Source organism: Sporomusa rhizae (genome assembly GCF_041428845.1).
Taxonomy (GTDB): domain Bacteria; phylum Bacillota; class Negativicutes; order Sporomusales; family Sporomusaceae; genus Sporomusa; species Sporomusa rhizae.
The window spans coordinates 464213-489789 of record NZ_CP156925.1 but is presented as its reverse complement, the minus strand read 5'-3'; the positions used below and the strand labels follow the sequence as shown (position 1 = coordinate 489789).

Annotated in this window: 26 protein-coding genes and 6 tRNA genes; all 32 read right to left on the bottom strand. The window is 44.3% G+C overall.

Features of this window, described 5'->3' with window-relative positions:
• Positions 1–12: 12 nt before the first annotated feature.
• The 32 genes from rpoB to cysE all read right to left on the bottom strand — a co-directional run bounded on the left by rpoB (position 13) and on the right by cysE (position 25535).
• Entirely contained in the window at positions 13–3837 is a 3825-nt protein-coding gene (rpoB, locus tag SRRS_RS02170) for a DNA-directed RNA polymerase subunit beta (protein ID WP_371365811.1), read from the bottom strand.
• A gap of 652 nt (positions 3838–4489) precedes the next feature.
• Positions 4490–4864: a 50S ribosomal protein L7/L12 gene (gene rplL, locus SRRS_RS02165; protein ID WP_371365809.1), complete on the bottom strand. Its 375-nt coding sequence runs from the start codon at positions 4862–4864 to the stop codon at positions 4490–4492.
• 53 nt (positions 4865–4917) lie between these two features.
• Complete coding sequence (rplJ, locus tag SRRS_RS02160; protein ID WP_371365808.1) at positions 4918–5448, bottom strand: 50S ribosomal protein L10; 531 nt, start codon at positions 5446–5448, stop codon at positions 4918–4920.
• A 342-nt stretch (positions 5449–5790) separates the two neighbouring features.
• The gene (gene rplA / locus SRRS_RS02155; protein ID WP_371365806.1) at positions 5791–6495 is read right to left on the bottom strand and encodes a 50S ribosomal protein L1; all 705 of its coding nucleotides are present in this window, start codon (positions 6493–6495) and stop codon (positions 5791–5793) included.
• Positions 6496–6546: 51 nt separating this feature from the next.
• A complete protein-coding gene (locus SRRS_RS02150; RefSeq protein ID WP_371365804.1) occupies positions 6547–6723 on the bottom strand; it encodes an LIM domain-containing protein in 177 nt (58 codons plus the stop codon).
• On the bottom strand, positions 6680–7105 hold the full coding sequence (gene rplK / locus SRRS_RS02145; RefSeq protein WP_371365803.1) for a 50S ribosomal protein L11: 426 nt from the start codon (positions 7103–7105) through the stop codon (positions 6680–6682). Before rplK ends, SRRS_RS02150 begins: the two co-directional genes overlap by 44 nt.
• A 15-nt stretch (positions 7106–7120) precedes the next feature.
• Positions 7121–7663 carry a transcription termination/antitermination protein NusG gene (gene nusG / locus SRRS_RS02140; protein WP_371365801.1) on the bottom strand — a complete coding sequence of 181 codons (543 nt, stop codon included), beginning with the start codon at positions 7661–7663 and terminating at the stop codon, positions 7121–7123.
• Between the two features lie 37 nt (positions 7664–7700).
• The gene (gene secE, locus SRRS_RS02135) at positions 7701–7916 is read right to left on the bottom strand and encodes a preprotein translocase subunit SecE (RefSeq protein ID WP_371365799.1); all 216 of its coding nucleotides are present in this window, start codon (positions 7914–7916) and stop codon (positions 7701–7703) included.
• 25 nt (positions 7917–7941) lie between these two features.
• Positions 7942–8017: transfer RNA gene (locus tag SRRS_RS02130), tRNA-Trp, on the bottom strand.
• Positions 8018–8042: 25 nt separating this feature from the next.
• A complete protein-coding gene (rpmG, locus tag SRRS_RS02125) occupies positions 8043–8192 on the bottom strand; it encodes a 50S ribosomal protein L33 (protein WP_371365797.1) in 150 nt (49 codons plus the stop codon).
• A gap of 307 nt (positions 8193–8499) precedes the next feature.
• Positions 8500–9702, bottom strand: coding sequence for an elongation factor Tu (gene tuf, locus SRRS_RS02120; RefSeq protein ID WP_371365795.1), 1203 nt, complete (start codon positions 9700–9702; stop codon positions 8500–8502).
• A gap of 299 nt (positions 9703–10001) precedes the next feature.
• Positions 10002–10078 (bottom strand) — tRNA-Met (locus tag SRRS_RS02115).
• Positions 10079–10093: 15 nt separating this feature from the next.
• Positions 10094–10169, bottom strand: a tRNA-Thr gene (locus tag SRRS_RS02110).
• 238 nt (positions 10170–10407) lie between these two features.
• Positions 10408–10483 (bottom strand) — tRNA-Met (locus SRRS_RS02105).
• A 21-nt stretch (positions 10484–10504) separates the two neighbouring features.
• Positions 10505–10589, bottom strand: a tRNA-Tyr gene (locus SRRS_RS02100).
• Positions 10590–10600: 11 nt separating this feature from the next.
• A tRNA-Thr gene (locus tag SRRS_RS02095) sits at positions 10601–10676 on the bottom strand.
• 174 nt (positions 10677–10850) lie between these two features.
• A complete protein-coding gene (locus tag SRRS_RS02090) occupies positions 10851–11312 on the bottom strand; it encodes a chemotaxis protein CheX (protein WP_371365793.1) in 462 nt (153 codons plus the stop codon).
• Positions 11313–11404: 92 nt separating this feature from the next.
• Positions 11405–12205: an undecaprenyl-diphosphate phosphatase gene (locus SRRS_RS02085; protein ID WP_371365792.1), complete on the bottom strand. Its 801-nt coding sequence runs from the start codon at positions 12203–12205 to the stop codon at positions 11405–11407.
• 12 nt (positions 12206–12217) lie between these two features.
• A complete protein-coding gene (locus SRRS_RS02080; protein ID WP_371365790.1) occupies positions 12218–12730 on the bottom strand; it encodes an NUDIX domain-containing protein in 513 nt (170 codons plus the stop codon).
• Between the two features lie 100 nt (positions 12731–12830).
• Positions 12831–13535: a DUF421 domain-containing protein gene (locus SRRS_RS02075; RefSeq protein WP_371365788.1), complete on the bottom strand. Its 705-nt coding sequence runs from the start codon at positions 13533–13535 to the stop codon at positions 12831–12833.
• 65 nt (positions 13536–13600) lie between these two features.
• On the bottom strand, positions 13601–14698 hold the full coding sequence (locus SRRS_RS02070) for a 6-phosphofructokinase (RefSeq protein WP_371365786.1): 1098 nt from the start codon (positions 14696–14698) through the stop codon (positions 13601–13603).
• Between the two features lie 125 nt (positions 14699–14823).
• On the bottom strand, positions 14824–15564 hold the full coding sequence (gene sigH / locus SRRS_RS02065) for an RNA polymerase sporulation sigma factor SigH (RefSeq protein ID WP_371365784.1): 741 nt from the start codon (positions 15562–15564) through the stop codon (positions 14824–14826).
• A gap of 165 nt (positions 15565–15729) precedes the next feature.
• Positions 15730–16248, bottom strand: a complete 519-nt coding sequence (locus SRRS_RS02060) for an NYN domain-containing protein (RefSeq protein ID WP_371365783.1) — start codon at positions 16246–16248, stop codon at positions 15730–15732.
• A 19-nt stretch (positions 16249–16267) separates the two neighbouring features.
• Positions 16268–17668 (bottom strand): VanW family protein, encoded by a 1401-nt coding sequence (locus tag SRRS_RS02055; RefSeq protein ID WP_371365782.1) that lies wholly within the window; start codon positions 17666–17668, stop codon positions 16268–16270.
• A complete protein-coding gene (rlmB, locus tag SRRS_RS02050; protein WP_371365781.1) occupies positions 17665–18417 on the bottom strand; it encodes a 23S rRNA (guanosine(2251)-2'-O)-methyltransferase RlmB in 753 nt (250 codons plus the stop codon). The genes SRRS_RS02055 and rlmB overlap by 4 nt, the downstream gene beginning before the upstream one ends.
• A gap of 205 nt (positions 18418–18622) precedes the next feature.
• Positions 18623–19678 (bottom strand): HD-GYP domain-containing protein, encoded by a 1056-nt coding sequence (locus SRRS_RS02045; protein WP_371365779.1) that lies wholly within the window; start codon positions 19676–19678, stop codon positions 18623–18625.
• Between the two features lie 232 nt (positions 19679–19910).
• Entirely contained in the window at positions 19911–21536 is a 1626-nt protein-coding gene (locus tag SRRS_RS02040) for an oligosaccharide flippase family protein (protein WP_371365776.1), read from the bottom strand.
• A 31-nt stretch (positions 21537–21567) separates the two neighbouring features.
• The gene (locus tag SRRS_RS02035; protein ID WP_371365774.1) at positions 21568–22176 is read right to left on the bottom strand and encodes a DedA family protein; all 609 of its coding nucleotides are present in this window, start codon (positions 22174–22176) and stop codon (positions 21568–21570) included.
• A 75-nt stretch (positions 22177–22251) separates the two neighbouring features.
• Positions 22252–22923: an FAD-dependent thymidylate synthase gene (thyX, locus tag SRRS_RS02030; protein WP_371365772.1), complete on the bottom strand. Its 672-nt coding sequence runs from the start codon at positions 22921–22923 to the stop codon at positions 22252–22254.
• A gap of 21 nt (positions 22924–22944) precedes the next feature.
• Positions 22945–23430 (bottom strand): Mini-ribonuclease 3, encoded by a 486-nt coding sequence (locus SRRS_RS02025; protein ID WP_371365770.1) that lies wholly within the window; start codon positions 23428–23430, stop codon positions 22945–22947.
• The gene (cysS, locus tag SRRS_RS02020; RefSeq protein WP_371365768.1) at positions 23420–24865 is read right to left on the bottom strand and encodes a cysteine--tRNA ligase; all 1446 of its coding nucleotides are present in this window, start codon (positions 24863–24865) and stop codon (positions 23420–23422) included. The genes SRRS_RS02025 and cysS overlap by 11 nt, the downstream gene beginning before the upstream one ends.
• Positions 24855–25535 carry a serine O-acetyltransferase gene (gene cysE / locus SRRS_RS02015; protein WP_371365767.1) on the bottom strand — a complete coding sequence of 227 codons (681 nt, stop codon included), beginning with the start codon at positions 25533–25535 and terminating at the stop codon, positions 24855–24857. Before cysE ends, cysS begins: the two co-directional genes overlap by 11 nt.
• Positions 25536–25577: the final 42 nt, after the last annotated feature.

The following is a 25577-nucleotide window of genomic DNA, read 5'->3' as shown; positions in this document are numbered from 1 at the left end:
GCTCCCTTCTAACTAGTCCAAATCGTCGTCCTCTACTAGATCGTCTAAGTATGCACGCGAATTAGACTTTTTAGCATTTTCCTTGAGCTTCTTCGCATTGCCCTTTTTGGCTGAGAAGTCAAAATCATCTTCCTCTGCCTCTTGAGCACTATCAAACTTATCAGTGTCCATATCACCAATTTCGGCAATAATGTCCAATTCTTCTTCTAACGGTTCAATATCATCGTTGGCTTCAATTTCATCGACCACATCGGCCTCAAAATCGGATTTCTTACGTTCCATTGGGGCTTGCGGCACATCATCGCCACCGATATTTAATTCTAATTCTTTTGCAGTTTCATTAATGTCTTCGTCTGAATCGCGAATCATAATTTCCTGAGCATCTTCTGTCAGTACTTTAACATCAAGGCCAATACTTTGGAGCTCTTTGATAAGTACCTTGAAGGATTCAGGCACACCTGGCTCTGGTACATTCTCACCTTTAACAATGGCTTCGTAGGTTTTCACGCGGCCAACCACGTCGTCAGATTTAACAGTGAGAAGTTCCTGTAAGGTATAGGCGGCACCATAGGCTTCCAGTGCCCAAACCTCCATCTCACCGAAACGCTGTCCACCAAATTGCGCTTTACCGCCAAGTGGCTGTTGCGTAACAAGTGAGTACGGGCCAGTAGAACGGGCATGAATTTTATCGTCAACCAAGTGAGCCAGCTTGAGCATATATACATAGCCGACAGTAACATGATTGTCAAACGGTTCGCCTGTTCTGCCGTCAAAGAGCAGCGTTTTTCCGTCTTCCGACAGTCCAGCCGCTTTTAGGGTCTTGATTACTTCAGTCTCCGTTGCACCGTCAAATACAGGAGTTGCCAAATGTACACCGGCAAGGTCCGGTTTAGGCATGCCGTGTTTTTCAAAGTTATAATTAACTTCTTTTAATCTGTCAATTAAGGTAGGATCCCCCATCTTAACCTGCATGCCAATCGCAGCAGCAGCACGGCCCAAGTGAGTTTCCAATACCTGCCCGATGTTCATACGAGAAGGTACGCCAAGTGGATTCAGAACGATTTGTACCGGTGTACCGTCTGGCAGGAAGGGCATATCTTCTTTCGGCATAATCCGAGAAACTACACCTTTGTTACCATGACGGCCGGCCATTTTGTCGCCTTCGGAAATTTTCCGTTTTTGCGCAATATAGCAGCGGACCAATTGATTTACGCCAGGTGGCAACTCATCGCCATTTTCCCGGGTGAATACTTTTACGTCAACGATTTTACCGGCTTCACCGTGAGGCACTCTTAGTGAAGTATCACGTACTTCACGCGCCTTCTCACCAAAAATAGCTCTTAAGAGACGCTCTTCCGCCGTTAGTTCGGTTTCGCCTTTCGGAGTTACTTTACCAACGAGGATATCGCCAGGACGTACTTCAGCACCTACCCGGATAATGCCGCGGTCATCAAGATCGCGGAGCACGTCTTCGGCGACGTTAGGAATATCACGGGTAATTTCTTCAGGTCCCAGTTTGGTATCCCGGGCATCGCATTCATATTCTTCAATATGTATGGAGGTAAAGACGTCTTCTTTAACCAAGTCTTGGCTTAGCAGGATGGCGTCCTCGTAGTTATAACCTTCCCAAGGCATAAACGCAACCAGAACGTTGAAACCTAAAGCCAGTTCACCTTTATCAGTTGACGGACCATCGGCCAGAACTTGGCCTTTAACAATTTGTTCGCCTTTATAAACAATAGGCTTTTGATTTATGCATGTTCCTTGGTTGGACCGAAGGTATTTTAACAGTTTATAGGTATCCAATGCGCCTTTTTCGGTGCGAATATGGATTTCAGATGCTGTTACTTTTTCAACAACACCCGCATTTTTAGCCAATACAACTACGCCGGAGTCCCGGGCAGCTTTGTATTCCATACCTGTACCAACAAGCGGTGCCTGCGTTCTTAACAGCGGCACAGCCTGACGCTGCATGTTCGCACCCATCAAGGCACGGTTAGCATCATCGTTTTCTAAGAATGGAATCATGGCGGTAGCGATAGAAACTACTTGTTTCGGCGATACGTCCATGTAGTCAACTCTATCAGCCGGAACTGCCAGTATCTCATGCTTGTAACGGCAGGTAACGCGCGATTCTTTAAACCAACCATTCTCATCCAAGGCTTCGTTGGCCTGAGCAATAATCATTTCATCTTCTTCATCGGCGGTTAAATAGTATACGTCATCGGTCACCTTGCGATCATGTTTGTTAACTTTGCGGTAAGGTGTTTCGATAAAGCCGAACTCGTTAATACGTCCAAAAGTCGACAAGGAACCGATAAGACCGATATTCGGACCTTCAGGGGTCTCGATCGGGCACATCCGGCCATAGTGAGAGTGGTGAACGTCACGAACTTCGAAACCAGCACGTTCCCGGCTCAAACCACCAGGACCAAGAGCACTCAAGCGGCGTTTATGAGTAAGTTCTGCCAGCGGATTGGTTTGATCCATAAACTGGGACAACTGGCTTGAACCAAAGAATTCTTTGATGGCAGCTACAACAGGTCTGATGTTAATAAGCGCCTGGGGCGTGATTACATCAATATCCTGAATGGTCATACGCTCTTTGACAACCCGTTCCATCCGGGCTAAGCCGATTCGGAACTGGTTTTGCAAGAGTTCACCGACCGAGCGCAGTCGCCTGTTACCTAAATGGTCAATATCGTCAGTTGTCCCATGACCATCCATTAGGTTTAAGAGATAGCTGATAGAGGCAATAATGTCCTCTTTAGTAATGGTACGATGCGAAAAGGGTAATACTGAGTTTAGTATTAGTTTTACAAGCGTACCATCTTTTTGCTTAATCCAAGCCTCATGCTTGCCTTCGCCGTCAAAGACTTTAGCGGCAGCAATACGGTCAAGAACGTGTTCTTCGAGAACAGTACCCTCTTCAACAACAATTTCGCCGGTTTCTTTATCTACCAGCGGCTGACCAAGCACTTTCCCAAGAAGTCGTCGGCGCCAGCCGAGTTTTTTGCCAAGCTTATAACGTCCAACAGTGGCTAAATCATAGCGTTTAGAGTCAAAGAATAATGATTCTAGAAGTTGGGCGGCGTTTTCTACTGTTGGCGGTTCGCCCGGACGCAAGCGTTTATAAATTTCAACGAGAGCCTCTTCACGAGAATCGCTGTTATCCCGTTCCAACGTCGCGCGAATACGTACATCATCATAAAAGAGTTCAGATATTACGCCATTTGACACAAAGCCCAATGCACGTATGAGCACAGTTACTGGCAGTTTACGGGTACGGTCAACCCTTACCGAAATCACATCATTAGCGTCGGTTTCGAGTTCAAGCCAAGCACCGCGGTTAGGAATAACGGTAGCATTATACAGTTTTTTACCAGTAGTATCAATTGTTTCGTTATAGTATACACCTGGCGAACGAACTAGCTGGCTTACGATAACCCGCTCGGCACCGTTAATTATAAACGTGCCGTTGTCGGTCATAAGCGGGAAGTCTCCCATAAATACTTCCTGCTCTTTGATTTCCTGTGTTTCTTTGTTGTACAACCGGACGCTGACGCGAAGCGGAGCGGCATAGGTAACATCCCGCTCTTTGCATTCTTCTACATCATATTTAGGTTCGCCCAGTGTAAAGTTTTCAAATGATAGGACCAGGTTGCCGGTAAAGTCTTGGATTGGTGAGATATCCCTAAATATCTCCTGTAAGCCTTCCTTAAGAAACCAGTTGTATGAATTCTTCTGAATTTCAATAAGGTTGGGCATGTCCAGAACTTCTTCAATTTTGGCATAGCTATACCTGAACCTTTTGCCCACCGGAACAGGATTAAACATTAACCCCTTCACCCCTTAGCCATTTTGCCTGACACATTGCGTTATCTCAACCCTACATAAGTTGGCGATACTCCGCAAATACTAAGCCAGTAAATGAACGATTAAATAAAATACAAAACAAAGCAAGGTTCTATATTTTTGGTAAAGGACCTTGCTTTTTTTTCGCGATGAAAAACGATTCATCCTCCATTATATTACTATTTCCTACCATTCCATAATTTATACAGCCCAAACGAAAGAAAAATACGGTTTTCACCAAAATGTGGTAAAAATTATGCCGACGTTGCCTTCTTTTGCAATAGATGCAGTTGCTGTCTATCAAAATAATAAGCTGCAAAGGCTAGCAATATAAACATGTACGGCGATATATAATGGTACCATATATTTTTTGCTATGTCAAGAAAAAATCGGAAATAGTGTATAATATTAGATATAAAAATAAAGAAGCTGCTGTGAGCCTTGGCAAAAGCAAAAATCAGTATCGCACTTATTCAAACAAAGGTTATATTTTATACCAAGATAAAGAAAACACGGCTTGCGCCGAGCCTTTGGCGAAAGCGGAAGTCGATGTTCCCCTTATCCAGGGTTTTACTTTCTATCAGGAAAATAAAAGGAGCACCCAGGAAAGGTGCTCCTTTTTATTAAGCGTAAATTACTTAATTTCAGCAGTTGCGCCAGCTTCAACAAGTTTAGCTTTAAGAGCTTCAGCGTCTGCTTTGGAAATTTTTTCTTTAACAGGTTTAGGAGCACCGTCAACAAGTTCTTTAGCTTCTTTCAAGCCAAGACCGGTAACTTCGCGAACAACTTTAATTACGTTGATTTTGCCAGCACCAGGGCTAGTGAGGATTACGTCGAATTCGCTTTGCTCTTCAGCAGCAGCAGCAGCACCGCCAGCAGCAGGAGCAGCAGCTACAGCTACAGGAGCAGCAGCGGATACACCAAATTTTTCTTCAAGGGCTTTTACAAGCTCGGACAGTTCGAGCACAGTCATTTGCTCAATGGCTTCCATAATTTGTTCTTTAGTCATTTTAAAATACCTCCATAAACTTTCATTTAAAATTATTTGTTAAGTGATAATGGTTAAGCTGATTCTTTTTGTTTGCGAACAGCTTCAAGCGCATAAACTAGATTGCGCATAGTACCGGAAAGTACATTGACGAAACCGGCAATAGGAGCCTGCATGCTGCCCAGCGCTTTGGCGATAAGCACTTCGCGCGGCGGCAAGCTGGATAGAGCCTTAACACCATTAGCATCGATTACTTTTCCTTCAACCAAACCAGCCTTTACTTCCAGAGCCTGTAATTTGTTTTCTTTTACAAAGTCAGAAATAACTTTAGCCGGAGCTACAGGATCAGTATACGACATTGCAATCGCAGTCGGGCCTTCCAGATAGGAGTCAAGACCTTCAATACCGGCTTCTTTAGCGGCGATACGAGTCATGGTATTTTTAAATACCCGGTACTCTACACCAGCCTCGCGCAGTTTGCGGCGAAGAACGGTATCTTGTGCTACGGTCAAGCCACGGTAATTTGTAATAACGGCACCTTTAGTACTGCTGAGCTTTTCTTTAATATCAGCAACTGTTTGGATTTTTTGTTGAGTTACAGCCATTGAGTTACACCTCCTTACAAATATTACCTCAGACTGTTTAGGAATGTTCAGATGCTAGACGCTCGCAGGAGCAACAACACCATTTCCCATGAGACATGTACTCAAACCCATTTACCACAGGCTATTGTAACAGCATCACACAGACAAGCATTCATAAACAGTCGTTGAAAATCAAAAGCAGCCTCACGGCATGTAAACACCGGAGGCCGCATTATAACTAAGTTATAGTTAAACGCTGCAAATCCCCGGCCTCGGCAGGAAAGCGTTCTAAAACACTTTTACAACAACCTGCTGTCTACAGCCATATATTAATCAATTTCTGATTAATACTCTATAATTAAGTTATTCTTTTTTGCCGGGAGCTTTGAGCGGGTTAACTCTTACACCAGGACCCATGGTTGAGCTTAAGGAAATGTTCCGCATATATTGGCCTTTAGCCGCAGCGGGTTTTACCTTAATCAATGTATCAATCAGGGTGTGGAAGTTTTTAAGCAGCTTTTCGCTGTCGAAAGATACTTTACCGATAGGCGCATGGATATTACCAGCTTTGTCGGTACGGTATTCAATCTTACCAGCTTTAATCTCGTTAATGGCACGAGTTACATCAAGAGTAACAGTACCCACTTTAGGGTTAGGCATTAAACCTTTTGGACCGAGGATTTTACCAAGACGGCCAACTAAACCCATCATATCCGGCGTGGCAACTGCTACGTCAAAATCAGTCCAACCACCCTGGATTTTTTCTACCATATCTTCAGCGCCAACAAAATCTGCACCAGCAGCTTCTGCTTCTTTGGCTTTTTCACCTTTGGCGAAAACCAACACGCGTTTGGTTTTACCTGTACCAAAGGGAAGCACTACCGCACCACGCACTTGCTGGTCGGCGTGTTTAGGATCAACACCAAGTTTAACAGCAATCTCAACGGTTTGATCAAACTTAGCGCTCGCAGTTTTCTTAATAAGTTCTACTGCTTCTTCTGGATCATACAGCTTATCTAAATCAATAAGTTTAGCAGCTTCTACGTACTTTTTACCATGTTTCGGCATATTAAGTTTCCTCCTTTGTGGTAATAACGGAAGTAATTAGTCCTCCCACGTTCATCCATCGTAAACTGGACTAGAAGGTTCAGATGCTAGGCGCCCCGAGAACGTGAAGCGCGGCGTACTGATTGTGTACGTAAGCGAGCGCTCGCAGGGGCAACAACGCAGATGATCCTTATGGTACAGTTTATTAGTCGACGATTTCGATGCCCATGCTGCGGGCGGTACCTTCAATCATCCGCATAGCAGATTCAACGCTTGCAGCGTTTAGGTCTTTCAGTTTAGTTTCGGCTATTTCCCGAACTTTATCACGTTTTACTTTGGCAACCTTCTTTTTGTTAGGTTCGCCAGAAGCAGTTTCAATACCAGCAGCTTTTTTAAGAAGAATTGCAGCAGGCGGTGTCTTGGTGATGAAAGTAAAGGATCTATCTTCGAACACCGTGATTTCCACCGGAATGATAAGACCAGCTTGTTGAGCAGTTCTCTCATTAAATTCCTTAACAAATGCCATGATATTGACACCAGCTTGACCGAGTGCCGGACCTACGGGAGGAGCCGGAGTAGCCTTACCGGCAGGTACTTGCAATTTTACAAGTTTAACAACCTTTTTTGCCATTTATATTACACCTCCTTAATCAACTTTCGTGACTTGCGCAAAATCAAGCTCTACTGGCGTCTCACGTCCGAACATATTAACAAGCACTTTTAGCTTACCGCGATCGGCGTTTATTTCGGTTACTGTGGCTGTCCAATTTTCAAAAGCACCGGAAATAATGCGAACCAGTTGATTGAGCTCAATATCAATTTTAGGTTTAGTCTCTTCTATACCCATTGACTTGAGGATGTGTTTGACTTCACTTTCGCTCAGCGGTATAGGCTTGGTTCCGGACCCGACAAAACCGGTAACACCCGGAGTGTTGCGAACAACATACCAGGATCGATCTGTCACAATCATTTCGACCAGCACATATCCGGGGAAAACTTTTTTCTTGGCAATTTTTTTCTTGCCGTCTTTTATTTCCACTTCATCTTCCATAGGCACAAGCACTCGAAATACTTCGTCCTCCATTCCCATGGAATGGACCTTTTTCTCAAGATTTGCTTTTACCTTGTTTTCATAACCGGAATATGTATGGATAACATACCATTGTTTTTCGAGTTTATCGGATTCCATAGCCTCAAGGGACGTATTACGCCCCCCACCCCCTAGTCTACTTGATGATAGCCTTTAATATCGCGGTGAAGGAAGAATCAATCACCCAAATTAATGCCGCAACAACAGTAACCGTCACAAATACAATCCCAGTGAAGGAAATAAGTTCTGATTTGCCCGGCCATGTTACTTTTTTTAGTTCAGCTTTTACTTCCCGCAAAAATTTCTTCCAGCGCGATGTATTCGTCTGGATAGCTGCTTCCTGGGCGGCCATTCTCTCACATCCCGTGCGTACATTTTGGCAGGGGCGGCAGGAATCGAACCCGCAACCAACGGTTTTGGAGACCGCTACTCTACCAATTGAGCTACACCCCTACTCGTGTAAAAAAACTATGATAGATTACTTTGTTTCTTTATGAAGGGTTTGTTTTTTGCAAAACCTGCAGTATTTATTGAACTCTAATCTATCCGGGTCATTTTTTTTGTTTTTATTGGTCTGATAATTGCGTTGTTTGCATTCTGTGCAGGCCAATGTTACCGCGTTGCGCATCCTGTTACACCTCTCTTACCAGTAAATATAGCACTTCAGCTCTATTGTCTGACAAAAATTTTTAAATGTCACTAATACAATTTATCATAATTATATCGGTGTGTCAATAGTCCACAGGCTCGGGTATGTCAATAATGAAAAACGGCTTGCTTCGGCTTTTCTCCGAATACACAAGTCGAATTCATTTACCTATTCTCAAACAAACGAAACTTCCTGGGAACATTTAAATAGGCAGGGGTTTGTCCCCCGCCTATTTATTATATCATATTATTTTTAATTTATACAAATTATGCTAAGTTTTTGTCGGCTACTCAGTAACAGCAGTTACAACGCCGGCGCCCACAGTACGGCCGCCTTCGCGGATAGCGAAACGCAGACCTTCTTCGATAGCGATCGGGGTGATGAGCTCAATGCTCATTTGAATGTTGTCGCCAGGCATTACCATTTCTACACCGTCAGGCAGATTAACAACACCGGTTACGTCAGTTGTTCTGAAGTAGAACTGCGGACGATAGTTGGTGAAGAACGGGGTATGACGGCCGCCTTCTTCTTTACTCAGTACATATACTTCGCCTTTGAATTTGGTGTGCGGCTTAATGGAACCAGGCTTGGCAAGTACTTGACCACGCTCGATTTCTTTACGCTCTACACCACGCAGAAGGGCGCCGATGTTGTCGCCGGCTACTGCGGAATCAAGAAGTTTACGGAACATTTCTACGCCAGTTACTACTGTGGATTTCGGTTTGTCAGTCATACCAACGATTTCGACGGTATCACTTACTTTAACCATACCGCGCTCTACACGGCCGGTAGCTACTGTACCACGACCAGTAATAGTGAACACGTCCTCTACAGGCATCAGGAAAGGCTTATCAGTAGCACGTTCCGGAGTCGGGATGTATTCGTCAACTTTGTCCATGAGGTCATGGATTTTGCCGCACCATTCGCATTCGCGTTTTGCGCAGCCGCAGTTCAGAACTTTAACAGCAGAACCGCTTACTACAGGAATGTCATCACCAGGGAATTCGTAGCTGGAGAGAAGTTCACGAACTTCCATTTCTACCAGTTCCATAAGTTCTGCGTCGTCTACAAGGTCAGCTTTGTTAAGGAACACTACCATTGCAGGTACGCCTACTTGGCGGGACAGAAGGATGTGTTCGCGAGTTTGTGGCATCGGGCCGTCAGCAGCCGATACTACGAGGATTGCGCCGTCCATCTGAGCAGCACCGGTGATCATGTTTTTTACATAGTCAGCATGGCCCGGGCAGTCAACGTGCGCATAGTGACGAGCAGCAGTTTCATATTCTACGTGGGCGGTGTTGATGGTGATACCGCGTTCTCTTTCTTCCGGAGCCTTATCGATCATGTCATAAGCCATGAATTCAGCGCCGCCATGCTTCGCCAGGGTCATGGTGATAGCAGCGGTCAGTGAAGTTTTGCCATGGTCAACGTGACCGATGGTGCCAATGTTAACGTGGGGTTTGTTTCTTTCAAACTTTTTCTTAGCCATAAAATGTTACCTCCCTTAATGTATCCTTAGTATCCAAAATATAAGCACCTTTTTAAAAAATACAATATTCTTCCTGACATCCCAAAATCCTGCTATTAGAAATGAGTTATTTTTTGGGGCATCTTATCTATTCCCACAAATGAGCATCTTTTATCCTAAAACATCCTTTTTAGATTATAATTGCCAGTTTGTAATACTTAGATATTCAAGCATGCTAGGTTCCATAGGGGCTTGGCTGGCTCGTTCCTTTTTTAGCTTATGATAACGAAAAAACCTTGCTGTTAACTGCAAGGTTTTTGTGGTGGCGGCGCAGGGATTTGAACCCCGGACACTGCGGGTATGAACCGCATGCTCTAGCCAGCTGAGCTACGCCGCCATATGAAAATATTGATGGAGCTAGTGACCGGGATTGAACCGGTGACCTTATCCTTACCAAGGATACGCTCTGCCAACTGAGCTACACCAGCGTACTGCGCAAAGCGGGTTATTAGCACTCATCTGCGTTGTTGCTCCTGCGCGCGCTTCCTCCGACGTACTTCCCAGTACGACTCCGGTCGCGTGCTCGTCGCGCCTAGCATCTGAGCACTACTAACCCGTTTGCGGCTGAGTGACAGATACTTGGTTTATCGCAGATTGGAGTTCACTTGATTCTTTATAAAAGCTTCGCTTTATAAAATTAGCACTTATAAAGCAAATAAAATTTCATGGTTGCGGGGACAGGACTTGAACCTGTGACCTTCGGGTTATGAGCCCGACGAGCTACCAACTGCTCCACCCCGCGATATTGTGGGGAAAGGGTTCTTGGTGGAGGGAGGTGGATTCGAACCACCGAAGTCGAAGACGGCAGATTTACAGTCTGCTCCCTTTAGCCACTCGGGAATCCCTCCGAAAAATTAACTGGAGCTGGCGATAGGAATTGAACCCACAACCTGCTGATTACAAGTCAGCTGCTCTACCTATTGAGCTACGCCAGCATCACTTTTGGGAACCTTGTCTCAGTGACAAAACATATTATATAATAAATAACCGCAGCGTGTCAACATCTTTTTCTCTGGGTATTTATTCCTAAAAATACAGGCAAAAATAGCATCTTATGCTGTTCTGCGTAGTAATTATTATTCAAACTACAGCCTGATATTGCTGTATTTTTATGAGCCTAACCCAATATTAAGCTCAATACGTTCGGAATCTACCATAAGTTCAAGTGCCAAATATTTGTTATTGCTCACCCGGACGCTGCAGTTAGTGCCAACCAATAAACTTGGAGGTGATATATCAATAGCCAAACCTTGTTTTTCAAAATTTATCGCTGCATTGGCGGTAACCATATTGACCATTTCGGAGATGGCACTTTGAGCCATCTCATCTATTTCAGCTACCGGCATGCCCATCATCATAGTAGACGCTACTTTTTTGGCTGCTGCAGCAGTCATATTGTACGCCACATTGCCTTGTACGCCTTTAGTAATGCCGATAAGAACAGTTACACCATGACTTGCCAGCATTTTCTCCCTTATCGCAAGACCACCGCGATTAACTTCTCTAAAACCCAGCTGCGGTAAAACCGTGGTCGCCGCTTCTAAAAATGGATTAATTAATTTTACGTCCAAAAAAACCGTTACCTCCCGAAACTATAGCGCAAACGTAAGTGTCATTATAGTCGTAGTGTGTGTTGTCAAAGGACAAAATCACAACCGTTATCCTATCTCAGAAAAAAGTAATAATAGGAAATTCCTGCAATAATAAAACGATAATAGGCAAAAGAAGCCAAAGTAGAATTATTAAGGAATCGCAAAAACCATATTATGGATATATACGCCGTAATAAACGCAACTATAAAACCAATAGCCAGTATTGTAAAATCATCAGTACTTAGTTTATTCCATATTTTTAATAAATCATATACACAAGCTACTACCATTAGCGGAACAGCAATAATAAATGAAAAATCTGCTGCCGCTTTGCGACTCATACCTAAGAACAAACCACCGGCAATTGTTGAACCAGAGCGGGAAAACCCTGGCCACAAGGACAGGATTTGAAATAAACCAACAAAAAATGCCTGTTTAATTGTCATATGATCAACATCACGGGTTACCGGGCGTTTCGATGCCTTCTCGGCCACCAGCATAAGAACTGCACCAAGCACTAATCCAATAATAACGGTATATGGAGAGAACAGATAGCTTTTTATCGGCTTATGCAAAAGATAGCCAATCCCCATTACCGGAACAATTCCAACCATAACATGCATAGCTGTCAGTCCGTTGCCCCAGATGTTAATGGTACGAGGTTTAAACATCGCTAAAAATTTGTCCCTGTATAAAATCAACACCGACAAGATAGCTCCTAACTGAATAAAAACCTCAAATACACTGGCCTTTTCTCCTTCAAAACCCAGTAAAGAACCGACTAATATCATATGTCCTGTCGACGAAATAGGTAAAAATTCTGTTAATCCCTCTACTATACCAATAATTACTGCAATTAAATTCTCGCTCACCCGATCACTCCTCTATCCGATACCTATGTTTTCCTTAAGCATTTCTATAACCTGAACGTCGGTGGGAAAAGCAAGTTCCGGTACCGAATTCAGTGGAAAATAAGCTACTTGATCCAAATCGTCTCCCGCGCAAAGCGCACCGCCGATGACCTCTGCTTGAAACCAAACACCTACAGTATGTACTGCCGGATTATGAAAGTTGGATAAAACCGCATACACCTTATTAGGCTTAATAATTAGACCTGTTTCCTCCAGAAACTCCCGCATAACGGCATCACGGATATCTTCATCATATTCAACATACCCGCAAGGTATGCACCACAATCCCGGATAACTGGAAGCAGCGGCCCGTCTTCCCAATAATATTCCACCATCTTGCTGTACAATAGCGGCCACGCCCACTATTGGGTTTTCATACATAGTAAAGGAGCACGTAGCACACACTAAACGTTCACGCTCTCTCACTTGTCGGTAACTTAAAGCGCCACCGCATTTAGGACAAAAATGAAATCTTTGGTTTCTCATAATCACAGCCTCCAACAAGACGATGTTACTATTTTACCATATTTAACTAAAATATCCCATTAACCGCAGATTTTTTTTGAAAAATAAAAAGCCCAGGGCTTTAGTGCAAAAATACACCTTGCTCCTGAGCATCGTCATTAATAACGTGTAATCTTTTGTTCTGATCCATAAAAGCGATAAAAACATTATGAATACTATCTTGGTGCTGCCGTCGAAACTCCTCAATCTGCCGTTCGGAAAACCCCATTTCGGTCAGTGCTGGTTTCTGCAGCTTGCCCTCCAAAATTACCGGCACTAAAATACTGTTAGGATTAACATTAAAGTTTACCTGACTTGGCGTTATCGGCATATGCTCTGCCTTTTTGAGTACACTCAACTTGCCATGCGGCTCCAAAATAGCAAGCTCGACAATCGTGATATCAAACACATCTTTCTCTCTAAGAAGCTGTAATAGTGTTTCGACAGGCATATGCACTTTTCTGAGGTTTTCCTTAATTATCATGCCATTTTCAACAAGTAAAAGCGGTTTAAAGTTTAATTTATGGTTAAGCGGACGAATTTTTATACTAAGCCAGCCAAAAAGCAACTGCATTCCGCCAAGGGCTAAAAGCGCAATAAGCGTACTTACCAATTCAATGCCATGGTTAACTATAAGAGCTCCAGCTACAGCACCAATGGTGAGCGAAGTTAAAAAGTCAAAAGAACTAAATTCGCGCAATTGGCGACGTCCTATAGCCAACATAATAATGAACAAAATGCCCATACCGGCAACTACTCGAAATAAGGTAACTCCCAAGGTCTCCATCTAAGCCCTCCGTCACAGGAAAAAATACACAATCTTTAGGCTTAGTATAACCTGTAGGGTGTTTTTCAATCACCAAAGCAAATGCCAATAGCCCGACCAGCTTTTAACAATTCGTTATCTGCAGTAACATTGTGTGCTTTGCCGGCAATATCAGCTATCGGAACCCGGATAATTTGATTTTTCTGCAAAGCGACCATATTGCCAAACGTTCCATCAATCATACAGTCGACAGCTGCCACCCCGTAGCGGGTTGATAATATTCGGTCAAACGCTGTTGGCGTACCACCGCGCTGAACGTGTCCCAGCACAGTACACCGGGATTCTACACCTGTAAGCTTTTCTATCTCTCTTGTCAATTTTTCACCAATGCCGCCCAAACGAATTTTCTCATGGCTGCCCTCGACAATACGGGCAACCGACAATTCCCCCCCTTGAGGGAAAGCTCCCTCCGCAATAACTATAAGGCTGAACTGGCGCCCATGTTGTTGACGTTCTCTTATTTTTGCAATAACAGATTCAGTAACGAACGGTATCTCCGGGATTAAAATACAATCGGCACCGCCAGCCATTCCGGCATGCAACGCAATCCAGCCGGCATAACGTCCCATTACTTCAAGCACCATAACCCGATGATGCGACTCGGCGGTAGTATGCAGCCGGTCAAGCGCATCGGTAGCAACCCCTACGGCAGTATCAAATCCGAAGGTCCGCTCTGTTCCAGGTATATCATTGTCAATCGTTTTGGGAACAGCTACTACTGGCAAGCCCATTTCATAGAACTCTGAGGCAATTTTGAGAGTACCATCACCACCAATAACGACGAGTGCGTCAATTCCAGCCTGGCGCAAGTTCTCCAAGGCCTGTTCTGACTTATTTTCATATATTACTTGTCCATCTTTCACTGTCTGAAAATTAAAGGGGTTATCCCGGTTAGTTGTCCCCAGTATTGTTCCGCCCCGTGGTAAAATACCAGCAACACTCTCATCTGTCATAGCAAACATCTGGTTTTCGACCATCCCACCAAAACCATTCTTTATTCCCCAAACGGCTAATCCTTTTCCCAACGCCGTCCTAACTACCGCCCTAATAACAGCATTTAGCCCCGGCGCATCACCGCCGCCGGTAAGTACTGCAATTGTCTTTACTTGGTGTTTTGTACACATTTTATCACCCCATCTTAGTATATACGTAAAGGATAGTAAAGAACACGATACATACGCCGACTTATGTAAAACCGACATCAAAAAAACAAAAAATGACACCTGACTGTGGTGTCATTTATGCTGCGTTAATCTTCATAGTTATCGCTATATCCAGCCAATTCCGTTTGGCTTTCTTTATTAAGGCCGGTAAGGCCTTTATACATACCACGGATATCACTATCTTCGCCACGATTCTCCAGATAACGCTCCAACTTGCGCTTTACCCGCTGTAATGCATTATCAATTGATTTGACATGACGATCAAGCTCAACAGCAATTTCCTGATACGACTTGCCATCAAGATAAGACATTAACACTTTCCACTCAAGATCACTTAAAATCTCGCCCATTTTTTCTTCAATATCAACGAATTCTTCACGACTGATTACCAGCTCTTCCGGGTCAGTAACCTTAGAGCCTGATAATACATCCAGCAATGTCCGGTCAGAATCTTCGTCATAAATAGGTTTATTTAAAGAAACATATGAATTGAGCGGAATATGCTTCTGACGGGTAGCTGTCTTAATCGCGGTAATAATCTGCCGTGTTACACAAAGTTCAGCAAACGCCCGAAACGATGAGAGCTTGTCATTGCGGAAATCCCGAATAGCCTTATATAAGCCAATCATGCCTTCCTGGATAATGTCTTCCCGCTCAGCACCGATTAAAAAATAAGATCTGGCCTTAGCCCGCACGAAGTTGCGATATTTGTTAATCAAATACTCCAGAGCGACCGTGTTGTCATTTTCTTTGGCGTCGAATACTATTTCTTCATCAGTTAAGTTGTCAAAACAACTATACAGATCGCGTTGAGTATTAACCCGCATCGCATCGCCCCCACTAGTTTTGTTTTGCTGTCTATAAACGGCCATCATTGGCGCTTTCTAGCAACGGCCTACACCATAGAAAAAAATAAAAGTGCACTAACAGAGATTAGTGCCGCCGTATTGGTGCATGTCATTTCAAAATAAATTATACTTGCTGAAGCAAAGTTAGTCAAGCCCATCCCGGCGCATAGCTTCAAGACGTTTAAAGATATCTTTTCCCAATCGGCTGCCAAGCTCATGGCGGTCTCGCGCCAATTCTTTACGGGACATACCGGCAGCTATTTCGCGCTTTGCATTTTTAACTTCGTTTCTGAGCTCGCGCGCCGATATTCTGAAAGCTCCAGCACCTAAAACAAACATTTGCTCGGCTCCATCTGAAGTTACAACGTAAATACGCACACCCTGCCGTACTAAGGAGTATACCATTTTCTCAATGCAACTGTCAGCAGTCTCTCCCTCTTTGGTGTAAATCACTTCAAAATCACCCGCTGAATTTGGACTAATGCTTCTCCCCACCACCATATGTGCGTCAAATACAATTATTATCTTATATCCTTTATATGCGCCATACTCGCTAAGTATGTCCACAAGTTTATCCCGGGCATATTCTAAATTATCTTTAACAGCAATAAGTTCCGGCCAAGCATTAACCACATTATAGCCGTCAACAATTAATAAATCCATTCTAGGAAAAACTCCAATCTTATCGCATAAGGGGAGCTACAGGAGACTTAGACTCCACGTCAGGAGGTTTTCCTGATTGTACAGCTTTAGGCTCAGGGCCGAAGCGTATAACAGTATTGTCAGGAGCGTATTTGTCCCTAGACAATATTTCGCGTTGTATTTCTTTTCCCGTATTGTCCCGAATAATCCGTAGAACGGTTACTTCATAACCCACTTTCCCAGGATTTTCAATCTTATTCTCTCCCGCAGCCAGCGAAGGGTCAGATTTTTTGACTATGGGCGGCTGAATAACTTGTTGATTTGTTGTAACAATATCGACATTCTTATCCAAACTCCGTTGTCCAAAAATGCCTACATTTAATTTATTACCTACTGTTTCTGCCATAATCATAACCGGGGCATCACTATTATTAACAAACTTAAAATCAAGCACATTATACACAACGGTGGCATCCCGCCCCAATGCTACATAAGAAAGCGGTTTTGAGTGATTAGTACGTTCCACAATAGACAGCCCGGCCAGTATTACCGCATTATAAAGCGTCGTAGAAACTTGGCAGACACCGCCGCCCACGCCGGGAACAAATTCACCATTAATAATTTCCATAGCTTCTTTAAAACCTTGCGATTTTTCCCGGGGACCAACAGTTTCATTATAAGAAAAAACCTGACCCGGATAGAGCAGCTTCCCGTTTATCTTTTGTGCAGACAACCTGACGTTAGCCGACCGGTTAAAGTCTTCTGTATTAAAAACAGTTGTATATACACTGACAAGTTCCTTAATGCCGTTTTGCGATAATTCTTTGGCAGTAAGCTCTGGATAAACAGTTGAAACCGGCAGAAGAATATTGCCAGTCCCGGCCTCCCCCTGATTGAGTCTAGTTAGTACCAACTGTTTGAGTGCAGCAACATCAAGCTGGCGTCCTTCCTCTTCAGGGACAACCCCGCCTGTCTCTAGGCTTACCGTTGCATTACGCGGCGGACGATTAACCTGTTCCTGCAATTGCTCAAGTATACTATCTAATTTGTTTTCATTATACTTGATTGTTAAGGGTGTAGACCAGCCCTCAGTCTCGGCTTTGCGAATATTTTTTAACCTGTCCCACAATGAGCCCTGACGACCAAATTGCCATACTGCATCAGCAGTAGCCTCTGCGTCAATAAAATAATCTATATTTTCAGGCTCAATACGAAATATAGTTGATTCATACGACAACAAAATTGGTTTAGCTTTTTGATTTTTTTGCCAAGCGGCAAGAAGTTGCGCCACTTCGTTCCGGGTTTTCCCGCCAACTTCAATATTGCCGACAGTAATCCCGTTATACACTGTTTGGGCAAACAGCGGCCGGGCCAGCCAAAATGCAGCTGCCCCAATTACAAGTATAGCCACTGTTAAAATAATCCCCGCCCAGCGTTTCACTTTCTCTTCATCTCCCTCTGTCTAAGAACCTCATAAAGCATCAAGGAACATGCAACCGAAGCATTAAGGGAAGTTATTTGTCCTTTCATGGGAATTTTAACAACAAAGTCGCAGGCCTCTTTGGTCAATCGTCCCATTCCCTGGCCTTCACTGCCAACAACAATAACTACCGGTCCGGAAAGATCAGCTTCATAGTAGTTTTCAGTACCATCCATATCGGCGCCGACTACCCATAGACCTTGTTTTTTTAAGTTTTTCAGAGTTTGTGCCACATTGCCTATTCTGGCAACTGGCACGTGCTCTACCGCACCCGCCGAAGTTTTCGCCACAGTTTGCGTGAGCGGGCAGCTGCGCCGCTTGGGTATTAAAACACCGTGTACCCCGGTGGCGTCGGCTGTACGCAAAATAGCGCCCACATTGTGCGGATCAGCCAGTTCATCTAACAGTACCAAGAATGGAGGCTCATCTTTCTCATAAGCACCCGTCAGTATATCTTCAAGTTCAGCATAAGCAACCGGGGCTGCCATAGCAACCACTCCTTGATGACGCACCCCCGCCGCCAATTGATCTAATTTAGGCACTTCTACCTCTTGAACAATTAGCCCTAACGCTTTAGCTTGACCGATGATATCACGAATAGAACCCTGTCGTTCTCCTTTGGCAATGAGTATTTTATTCAGAGAACGCCCTGCCTTGAGTGCTTCCAGCACACTATTGCGTCCAACAATTATCTCGGCCTCATCTGACATTTGTATCGCTCCCTTAACTGTATGTTTTATCATATACTCAATCATTATTACCTGGATTTCACTGACCAATCAGTATTCGCATCTGCCTTCGCTGCGCCGGCACAAGACATGCTTTCTTTATTATCGGGTTTTTCTTTATTATTATGAAAAAGTGGCAGAATATAATCCTGCCACTTGTCCATACCTTTATGTATAGCGCTCGCTGTTAGGAAACCTCAGCTATATAAACATTGGGATTTTGATCCAAGTCAACGGTTACTGTCTGTTTTGTCCGTACACCGGCTTCATTCTGGGTAAGAGTTATAATCGGTTTTGTTCTTAATTCATCGGCATAATCGCTCACAAGTCCCACTGCCTGATTGTTTAAGCGAACAACGGCGCCTAGTGGGAAAATTGCAACATTGCTGACCAACACCTGAATTAGTTCCGGATTGAAGAATGCAGCCCCCGCTTTTTGGACGATAGCTAACGCATCATAAACAGAAAGAGCTCGACGATAAGGAGTATTAGCTGTCATAGATGAATACACATCTGCCAGCGCTGTTATTTGAGCAAATTCGTGAATACTATTCTCTTTTGCCCCCCGTGGGTAACCGCTCCCATCAAAACGTTCGTGATGCTGCAAGGCACAATTTGCTGCTGACAGGCTAATTTCCGGATTACGCTGAAGTAGCTCATAACCTTTTTCGGTATGCTGCTTAACAATCGCCATTTCTTCCGGGTTTAGGGTTCCCGGTTTATTCAGTATATCGCGAGAAATGGTAATCATGCCCACATCGCGTAATAGCGCTCCCAAACCAAGTTCACGCAGCCGCTGTCCTTCAATACCACGACTCATCCCCATCAGCATGGCATAAAAAAAGCCGCAAACAGCATGGTTAAACAGATAATCATTGCAATTTTGCATTGCTGTAAACAGTGGCTGAATTTCTTTACGCATACAACATTCATCTAACAGTGCCAAAACTTTACTTTTAGTATGTTCGGTTTCGACGTATTTGCCTACACGTACTTCGTCCAGGGCGCTATGGGCCGCTAGTACAATTTCGGTTTTCGCTTGTTGTGCTGCCTCGTCATTGGCATCTATTAATTGAGTCTCTCCCTCAATATAAATGTATTTAACATCCAGTTCAGAAATCTTGGAAATGTGAAATTCAGTCAAATCCATACCACTGTTTAAGATAACCTGACCGTTCATCCCGTACACCGGTTGAGCCAGAGTCATTCCCGCCACAACACTATCCCGAAGCACACGCCGCACTATACTATACCTCCATTTAAAGCCAATTTGTTACTACAGATAAAGCAGACTTAGCTTCAGATGGGGTTTTAACCCCACTTGAAGGTTAGCTGCCCTTATCCAGGGACTTAGCCGCTCGCCTGCACCCGTAGGGGTAGAAAAGAGAGAGTCTTGGAGCGGCTTAATCCTCGGATAAATAGTTTATAGAATATACTTATTGTTCTACTTCCGCTTACTTAAATCCTGCCAAATATTATCGTTTGTATAGACGGGACGCATAGGCGAACCTTACCAAATAACGACCCGCCACAGGGATTCGCTGCAAATCCTGTTCTGTAAGTTCACCAAGAAACAGCAAAACTACTCCGTACACACCCATAGCAATAATCATATCGGCAAATATCGCGGTAAGCGCGTCAACTGTACGTAATATTATGGAATTTGCCTCAAACAACACACTAGACATTACTATAGCGGCAAATATAATTTTGACTGCTCCGGTGAAATTCAACCGAAAGCCGGTATACCTATATACAAAGACCATATTAAGCACTGCAGCTACACCAATATCAGCATTGGTAGCCCAAGCGGAGCCAAGGATTCCAAGTTCAGGCCGGGCAGTCAACGTCCAATTCAACCCGACCTTCACCAGGGCTGCGGCCCCCATATTTACTACCGGCAACGTTGTATGACCCAACCCTTGTAAAATCCCGGTTGATACTTGATGAATACCCAACAAACATACTCCGGCGGCTACAATCTGCACTATTGGTCCAGCTTCAGGCGCATGATATACGGCACTGGCTAACGGTGTTGCCAGCACCGCCAACCCCATAGAGGCAGGAACGGTAACCAAAAGTGCCAGTCGTACCGCGGCCGCAGTACGCTGTTTTATTTGCAATTTATTACCTATAGATTTAACCTCAGCCAATCCCGGCACTAAACTTGTTGCCAGCGCTGCCGTAATAATCGTAGCAAGATTTAACAGCGGCACAGCCATACCTGTCAAATAGCCAAATAACTCAGTAGCTTCCTCAACCGAATAGCCGGCAGCCTCTAGCCGGACAGGTACAATAAATAAGTCAAGATTCGATACCACCGGCAGCATAAGGCTTGCCATGGATACCGGGAAAGCCAGCTTCACCATACGGCGAACTATACCGGCGCTCCCCTCTGAGTTAACATTTTGTTCGCCAATGCTGCTATTTACTAAATTGCGCTGCAACCGGAAGTAGTAAAAAATAAGTACAAGCAAGCCGGCCACCGCCCCCGCACCAGCCCCCATACTGGCGCCACCTGCTGCGTATTCAAGGCCTTGCGGCAGTAGCAAGCTAGCAAAAATCAGCATAGCCCCCACCCTAAACAGCTGCTCCACAATTTGCGATACCGCGGTGGGCGTCATCATCTGCCAGCCCTGTAAATAACCACGAAAACTCGATAACATCGTCACAAAGAAAATAGCCGGCGCCAGGGCTACGATGGCCGAATAGGCCCGGGGATCACGAATAATCTGATTTTCAATCAGCCAGCCGGCACCGAAATATACCCCGCAACTTAACACAAAACCAGACAGTGCGAGTATTTTTAAAGACAGTGTAAATACGCGATTAGCTCCCTGGTAATCACCATGAGCCACTTTTTCGGCGGTAATAATTGAAATGGCCACCGGAATACCGGCAGAAGACAGGCTAAGTGCCAATAGGTAAATAGGAAAGGCCATTTGATACAGCCCTATACCTTCCCCACCTAAAACCCGCGAAAGAATAATCCAGTTAAGAAAACCTATCACTTTGACAACCATACCGCCAACCGACAGAATTAAGGCACCTTTTAAAAGCGAATCGGACTGTCTGTTATTTTTTTTGTCTACCGTACCCACCGACTCTCCATCTCCTCTCAGACAGCCTTGCTTATTCGTCCTTAAACCCAGATCGTTTGCAGCTTCTTTTATAGTAATATAGGGCTATTACAACAAGGCAAGCAGCAACAATAAGACTGATTTCATGTCCGATTGAGTTTAGAATCTGCCAGTTTTCACCCAGTAAACTGCCTGCGTAGATGAGCCCAATCGTCCAAGGGATCGATCCCAGCAGTGTATACACTACAAATTTTTTAAAATTAACTCTGGCAAACCCCGCCGGCAGGGAGATAAAGGTACGGACGATCGGTAATAAGCGGCTAAAAAAAGTAGCCTTAAGTCCGTATCTGTCAAACCACTTTTGGGCCAAATCCACATGGCTTTCCGACAGCAATATATATTTCCCGTATTTGCTGACAAACGGTCTGCCGCCATAATAACCTGCGGCATAAGCAATGATCGAACCAATCAGTCCGCCAGTCACTCCGGCAATAATTGACCACGTAAAATCCAACCGGCCAAGAAATACCAGATACCCGGCAAACCCAAATATCAGTTCGCTTGGCACTGGGACACAGGCACTTTCAAGCGCCATACCAATAACAATGCCCCAATATCCTAACAGATCAAGATAATCGACAATTTTATCAAAAATACCCATAGAGCCTCCCACTGCAAAGCCAAACAAGCGCCTTGTTCACGTTAGACAAGGCGCTCTTTAATCATTAGTCTTTACTTATTCCTGCTTTTTTACTCGTCCGCAAGAGAGTGCTCCTTCGGGACAATATTCATTACTGATACAAGAAGGCCCGGCTTTGGTAAACAACCGCGGAGCAACCGACCTTACCTCCGCTAACATGGCGTTAGCCAGATTGCGTATTTCCCACTGAGCTCGCTGACAGCACCGCTTCTCAAAAAAATGCAACAAGGAACGGGCATTCATTGTTACCACGATCTTCGTCTCCGTTGCATTTGCCAGTACATACCGGGCATCTTCTTGATGGACACCCATGGCTACCAATTCATCATATGTTTGTTGAATCTCAGCTAACAGCTGGTCAAATTTAGCTTTAGCTTCCGGCTTGGCAGCCACCGTAGGCGGTACAATATACTCAAAGCCGTGTTCAGTAACATAGCGTTGGGACTGCTGCGAATAGGAAGCAATCCGGTGCCGGACAAGCTGATGAGTAAGCACCCGGGAGATGCCTTCAATAGCAAAAGTAAAGCTGACATGTTCAAATGTTGACAAGTGCCCCATATTGAATAGTTTTTCAATCAAGGTGCCAACCTGCGCATCCGACATGGTTTGTTCCAATTCTTCTGCCCCGACAGGCGAATAACAGAGTCGAGCCGACATAGCTACCGCACGTTCTGGCTCAGGTGTATATTTAAGTAAAGATATTTTCATGGTATCAACTCTCCCTTTTCGTTACTTTTTGGCAGCAGTTGTCATTTCCCGGGAAATAATGACGAAAGCCTTATCAACAATTTCCGACAGCCTGTCCTGCTGTTTTTTTAAATAAAGATACCCTACCAACGCTTCAAAGCCGGTAGCATACCGGTATTCAGAAATCGAAGCACTTTTGGGCACTGTCGATTTGGCATTTCGTCCCCGGCGCAAAACATCAGCTTCTTCCGGTGTGAGTTCTGCTTCGAGCGCTTTAATGGCTTTGGACTGCATGACGGCGGAAACTATTTTAGCATCAAAGGTATGCAGAACTCTTACCTTGTTTTGCTCATACCCCAGCAGTCTGGTACGCACATACAGAGTAAAATACGCATCACCAATATAAGCTAACACCAAAGCCGGCAAACGTTCAACCGGAACATCATGATATTTTGCCGGGGATAGCTCCCCGGCTTCATTTACAATAAAAAAGTTATCAACTAAGTTTTGAAAGTGATTAAAGTTCACGCTTTTTCCACCTAACGCCTTGTGGCGAGTCTTCCAGGACAATACCAATAGAAACTAGACTATCACGGATTTGGTCGGCTGTTGCCCACTCTTTCTTCTTCCGGGCTTCTTGTCTTATATTAATTATAATATCCATCAATTGGTTTACAAGCTCGGCATTGTCGTCCCTGGAAATGTTTGTGTCCTGTAAAATTCCCAGAACTTCGGCTATTTCGCCGTATGTCTTAGCAGCTTGTGCCAAGGCATCAGCATCTAAACCCAGTCTACCGCCGGCAACCTTGCTATGATAAATATTAATTTCCTTGGCTAATCCAAAGAGAGTGCTGATTGCCAAGGCAGTATTAAAGTCATCATCCATCGCATCTTTAAATTCTTGTATGGCAGCTTGACTTGCTGTAATCAGCGCCTGAGAATCCTCGCTGGCGGCTCCCGCCGGGAAAGTTTCCAAGTGTTTCAAGTTGGCGGCTGCCGTTTTTAACCGTTCCAAGCTGCGTCCGGCTTCCTCCAGTCGCTCATCATTAAAGTCAAGTGGACTGCGGTAATGCGTAGACAGAATAAAATAACGTAATACTTCCGGCTTGAAGTGCTCCAAAATATCAACAACCAAAAAGAAATTACCTAGCGACTTACTCATTTTTTCTTCGTTAACAGTAATAAAGCCGTTGTGTAACCAATAGCGGACAAAGGGTTCAATCCCCGTAAAAGCTTCAGACTGGGCAATTTCGTTTTCATGATGGGGAAAAATCAAATCACTGCCGCCGCCATGAAAATCAAAACTTGCACCTAAATACTTATAGGACATAACAGAGCATTCAATATGCCAACCCGGACGTCCCGGTCCCCAAGGGCTCTCCCAAGCCGGTTCACCAGGCTTAGCGCCTTTCCATAAGGCAAAGTCCATCGGATGTTTTTTGCGTTCGTCAACATCTACTCTAGCTCCGGCCTTCATGTCTTCGAGACTACGTCCGCTCAGTTTACCGTAGCTGGCGAATTTTTCAACACTATAATATACATCGCCATCGACCGCATACGCAAACCCCTTTTCGACAAGGGTCTTAACCATAGCCACAATATCAGAAATATGTTCTGAAACCCTTGGATACACATGAGCTCTGCGAACGTTTAGCTTATCCATAACCTCGAAATAAGAGGCAATATAGCGGTTGGCAATAACATCCCAGGTTACTTTTTCGGCGTTGGCGGTGTTAATAATTTTGTCATCAATATCAGTAAAGTTTTGAATATGATATACTTCGTACCCTGAATACTCAAGATAACGGCGAATTACATCCCAGGTTACAAATGGACGGGCGTTGCCAATATGCGGATGGTTATAGGGAGTAACCCCGCAGACATACATTTTAACTTTTCCCGGAGTTATTGGCACAAACTCCTCCTTTTGCTTTGTCAGGCTACTATATACTTTAAGCCCCATGTTGTTTCAGCTCCTTTTCCAATTGTCCAATACGAGTTTCCATTCGCTGCATATTCCGTTGCATACACAGCATCATCTCGGCCACGGGATCCGGCAAATCGTCGTGTTCTAAGTCAATCTCATCTATGCCGTCATCTGTGCGGTTTACTTTTTTGCCGTCATGCCAGACCACCTTGCCGGGTATTCCAACAACAGTAGAGTTCGGCGGCACTTCATGCAGCACTACCGAACCTGCACCAATCTTCGAATTATCACCAACAGTAAAAGATCCTAGAACTTTAGCTCCGCTGGCAACAACTACATTATTACCGACCGTAGGATGGCGCTTGCCTTTTTCTTTGCCAGTACCGCCCAATGTTACCCCCTGATATAAGGTAACATTATTACCAATTACGCAAGTTTCACCAATAACCACACCGGTCGCGTGATCAATAAACAAACCCTCACCAATAGTTGCGCCCGGGTGAATATCAACTCCGGTCAAAATTCTGTTGAAATAACAAATCATTCGTGGTATAAGCACCCAACCACGCATAAACAAATAGTGGGAAATGCGGTGCAGCCAAATAGCATGTAAACCTGGATAACACAGCAGAACCTCTAAAACGCTTTTAGCTGCCGGGTCACGCTCAAACACCACTTTTATGTCCTTTTTTATACGAGTGAACATATTATTCCCTCCCTAGCGTAATTTAGCAAAACGTTAAATTTT